Annotated in this window: 1 protein-coding gene; it reads left to right on the top strand. The window is 76.3% G+C overall.

Annotated elements, in window-relative coordinates:
- The coding region (locus tag ACFWN1_RS31630) for a beta-ketoacyl synthase N-terminal-like domain-containing protein (protein ID WP_384369655.1) at positions 1-4,908 on the top strand (4,908 nt) is incomplete at both ends.

Genomic DNA, 4,908 nt, shown 5'->3' with positions numbered 1-4,908 from the left:
CCGCTGGTCCGCGTCGGCTCCCCGCCGCGCCGCGCTCCTCGACGAGGTGGACCGCTTCGACGCCGCCTTCTTCGGGATCGCGCCGCGCGAGGCGGCGGCCATGGACCCGCAGCAGCGGCTGATGCTGGAGCTGGGCTGGGAGGCCCTGGAGGAGGCCGGGATCGTGCCCGGCAGCCTGGCCGGGACCCGGACGGCGGTGTACGCGAGCGCCCTGTGGGACGACTACGCGGCCCTGCGCCACCTGCGCGGTGAGGAGGGCGGCGGCCGTCACTCGCTGACCGGCCTGTCCCGGGGCGTCCTGGCGAACCGGCTCTCGTACGTCCTCGGCCTCACCGGCCCCAGTCTGACGGTCGACTCGGCCCAGTCGTCGTCGCTGGTCGCGGTCCACCTGGCCGCCGAGGCGCTGCGCCACGGCGACGCCGACCTGGCCGTGGTGGGCGGGGTGAACCTCATCCTGTCGCCGGGCAGCAGCGCGGACAGCGCCCGCTTCGGCGCCCTCTCGCCCGACGGCCGGTGCTACACCTTCGACTCCCGCGCCAACGGCTACGTCCGGGGCGAGGGCGGCGTCGCCGTCGTCCTCAAGCCGCTCGACAGGGCCGTGGCCGACGGCGACCGGGTGCACTGCGTGATCCTGGGCAGCGCCGTCAACAACGACGGCGCCACACCCGGTCTGACGGTGCCGGACCGGGCCGCGCAGGAGGCCGTGGTGCGGGCCGCGCACGCCCGTGCCGGCAGCGACCCGGCCGCCGTCCAGTACGTCGAACTGCACGGTACGGGAACGCCGGTGGGCGACCCGATCGAGGCGGCGGCGCTAGGGGCAGCGCTCGGCGCGGGCCGGCCGCAGGACCGGCCGCTGCTCGTCGGCTCCGCGAAGACGAACGTGGGGCACCTGGAGGGCGCGGCGGGCCTCGTCGGCCTGCTGAAGACGGCGCTGTCGGTCTCCCGGCGGCGTCTGCCGGCGAGCCTCAACTTCCGCGAGCCGAACCCGGCGATCCCGCTGGACGAGCTGGGCCTGCGGGTGCAGACCCGGCAGGGCGACTGGCCGCGGCCGGACCGCCCGCTGCTCGCGGGCGTCAGCTCCTTCGGGATGGGCGGCACCAACTGCCACGTGGTGGTGGGCGAGGCGCCGGCCGTCCCCTCGGCCCCGGCCGGTGAGCCGGGCCGGGGTCCGGTCGTCTGGACGCTGTCCGGGCGGGACGGGGCGGCGCTGCGCGGTCAGGCGGCACGGCTGGTGCGACATGAGGAGCGGCACGGCCACCGGCCGCTCGACACGGCCTACGCGCTGGCGGCGCGGCGGACCGCCTTCGGCGAGCGGGCGGTGGTGATCGGGGCGGGCCCCGACGACACCGCCGGGCTCCTCGCAGCCTCGGCCGCCCTCGCGGCGGGCCGCGACCACCCGTCGGTGGTCCGCGGGACGGCACCCTCGGACCCCGCGCCCACGGCCTTCCTGTTCACCGGACAGGGCAGCCAGCGGGCCATGATGGGACGCGAACTGCACAAGACCTACGCGGAGTTCGCGGCCGCCTTCGACGACGTGGACGCCGCCTTCGCGCCGTATCTCGACCGGCCCCTGCGGGAGCTGGTCTTCGCGGACGACGAGCCCCTGCTGCACCGCACCCAGTACACGCAGCCCGCGCTGTTCGCACTGGAGACCGCCCTGTTCCGGCTCGTGAAGGGGTGGGGTGTCACCCCGTCCGCCGTGGCGGGCCACTCGATCGGCGGCCTGACCGCCGCCCACGTGGCGGGCGTCCTCACCCTGGAGGACGCGGCGGCGCTGGTCGCGGCGCGCGGCCGGCTGATGGGCGCGCTGCCGGAGGGCGGCGCGATGGCCGCCGTCGAGGCCGCGGAGGAGGCCGTCCTGCCGCTGCTCGGCGAGCGGGTCTCGCTGGCGGCGGTCAACGGGCCCGACTCGGTGGTGGTCTCCGGCGACGAGGACGAGGTGGAGCGGATCACCGCCCACTTCGCGGCCCTCGGCGTCCGCACCCGCCGCCTCGCGGTCAGCCACGCCTTCCACTCGCACCGGATGGAACCGGTCCTGGAGGAGTTCCGGGCCGTCGCCGCCGGGCTGACCTTCCACCCGCCGCGCATCCCGGTCGTCTCCGACGTCACGGGCCGCCCGGCGACCGCCGCCGAGCTGGCCTCCCCCGACCACTGGACCCGGCACATCCGGCAGGCCGTGCGGTTCCACGACGTCGTCCGCTCGCTGCGGGAGGCCGGTACCGCCGTCTACCTCGAACTGGGCCCCGACCCGGTGCTGACCGGCGCGGCCCTCCGCACCCTCGCGGCCACGGACGGCGCCCTCTTCGCCGCCCTGCGCCGGGGCCGGCCGGAGGCCGCCACACTGCTCGCCGCCGTCGGCGGCGCCCACACCCGGGGCACGCGGGTCGACTGGGCGGGGCCGCACGCGGCCCGCGGGGGCCGGGCGGTCCCGCTGCCGACGTACGCCTTCCAGCGGGAGCGGCACTGGATCGACGGGGTGGCGCAGGACGTGGCCCCGGCGGCCGTCGTCGTCCCGGAGCCGGCCGCCACGCCGGCCCGCCCACACACCGACGCCGACGCGGACGCGGACGCCCGCACCGATCTCACCGAACTCGTCCGCGCTGAAGTCGCGTTCGTGCTCGGGCACGTCGACGCCGAGTCCGTCGACACCACCCGTACGTTCAAGGACCTCGGCTTCGACTCGCTCTCCGGCGTGGAGCTAAGCGACCGCCTCCAGTCCGCGACCGGCCACGCGCTGCCGTCGGCGCTGATCTACCACCACCCGACGCCCGAGGCGGTCGCCGTCCTGCTCCACGAGCGCGCTTCGGACGCCCCCCGGCCCGTCGCTCCGCCGACTCCGGCGGCCCCGGCCGACCGTGCGACCGATCCGGTCGTGATCGTCGGCATGGCGTGCCGCTACCCCGGCGGGGTGGAGTCCCCGGAGGAGCTGTGGGAGCTGGTCGCGTCGGGCTCGGACGCGATCGGCCCGTTCCCCTCGGACCGGGGCTGGGACCTGGCCGGCCTGTACGACCCCGACCCCGAACGTCCCGGCACGACGTACGCCCGCGAGGGAGGCTTCCTGCGCGGCGCGGGCGATTTCGACGCCGCCTTCTTCGGCATCAGCCCGCGCGAGGCCGCGGCGATGGATCCCCAGCAGCGACTGCTCCTGGAGACCGCATGGGAGACCTTCGAGCGGGCCGGGATCGCCCCGGACGGCCTGCGCGGCTCGCGCGCCGGCGTGTTCGTCGGCGCGACCGGGATGGACTACGGGCCCCGGCTGCACGAGGCCGCCGAGGGGTACGACGGCTATCTGCTGACGGGCGGCACGGCGAGCGTGGCCTCGGGCCGCCTCGCGTACGCCTTCGGTCTGGAGGGTCCGGCGGTCACCGTCGACACCGCCTGCTCCTCCTCCCTCGTCGCCCTCCACCTCGCCGTCCAGGCGCTGCGGAGCGGCGAGTGCGACCTCGCCCTCGCGGGCGGCGTCACGGTCATGCCGACGCCGGGCATGTTCCTGGAGTTCAGCCGACAGCGCGGGCTCGCCCCGGACGGCCGCTGCAAGCCGTTCGCGGCGGCGGCCGACGGCACCGCCTGGGCCGAGGGCGCCGGGCTCCTCCTCGTCGAACGCCTCTCGGACGCCGAGCGCCTCGGCCACCGCGTCCTCGCCGTGGTGCGCGGCACCGCCGTGAACCAGGACGGGGCCAGCAACGGGCTGACCGCCCCGAACGGTCCCGCGCAGGAGCGGGTCATCCGCCAGGCCCTCGCCGCGGCCGGGCTCACCGGCGCGGACGTCGACGCCATGGAGGCGCACGGCACCGGGACCCGCCTCGGGGACCCGATCGAGGCGGACGCCCTGCTGGCGACGTACGGGCGGGACCGGCCGGCGGACCGGCCGCTGTGGCTGGGCTCGCTCAAGTCGAACATCGGGCACACCCAGGCCGCGGCCGGCGTCGGCGGCATCATCAAGATGATCGAGGCCATGCGCCACGGCGTCCTGCCGAAGACCCTGCACGTCGACGCACCGACACCGCACGTCGACTGGGAGGCCGGGGCGGTCGAACTCCTCACCGAGGAAAGGGACTGGACCGCCGAGGGACGCCCGCGCCGGGCGGCGGTGTCCTCGTTCGGCATCAGCGGCACCAACGCCCACGTCATCCTGGAACAGGGCCCCGGTCTCGGCCGCGACCAGGAGACCGCCGACGCGGCGGGGACCCCGGTGGTCCTGCCGCTCTCCGCGCGCACCCCGCGGGCACTTGCCGCGCAGGCGGCCCGGCTCGCCGCCCACCTGAGCGCGCACCCCGAGGCCGGCCTCGGCGCGGTGGCGGGCGCGCTGGCCACGGGCCGCGCCTCGCTCCCCCAGCGGGCGTCGGTGCTCGCCGGAGACCGCGAGGAGGCGCTGGCCGCTCTGGCCGCGCTCGCCGCGGACACCGAGCATCCGTCGGTGGTCCGGGGCACGGTCACCGACCGGGCCGCCCGCACCGTCTTCCTCTTCACGGGGCAGGGCAGCCAGCGTGCGGGACGGGGACGGGAACTGTACGAGGTCTCCCCGGTGTTCGCAGAGGCGTTCGACGCCGCCTGTGCCGCCTTCGAACCCCACCTCGACCGGCCCCTGAAGGACATCGCCTTCACGGACAGCGGGACCGGCGGGGAGTCGCTGATCGACCGGACGCAATACACCCAGCCCGCCCTGTTCGCCCTGCAGACAGCCCTCTTCCGCCTCACCGAGCACCACGGGCTGCACCCCGACCACCTCATCGGCCACTCCGTCGGAGAGTTCGCCGCCGCACACGCGGCCGGAGTCCTCTCCCTCAACGACGCAGCCCAGCTCGTCGCCGCCCGCGGACGCCTCATGGGCCACCTGCCCCAAGGCGGCGCGATGGCCGCCCTCGCGGCGACGGAACAGGAAGTCCTCCCCCTCCTGAACGAACGCGT

The organism is Streptomyces sp. NPDC058459, assembly GCF_042721685.1.
GTDB lineage: Bacteria > Actinomycetota > Actinomycetes > Streptomycetales > Streptomycetaceae > Streptomyces.
Note: the sequence above shows the minus strand (reverse complement) of the source record. Positions and strands in the feature narration are given on the sequence as shown.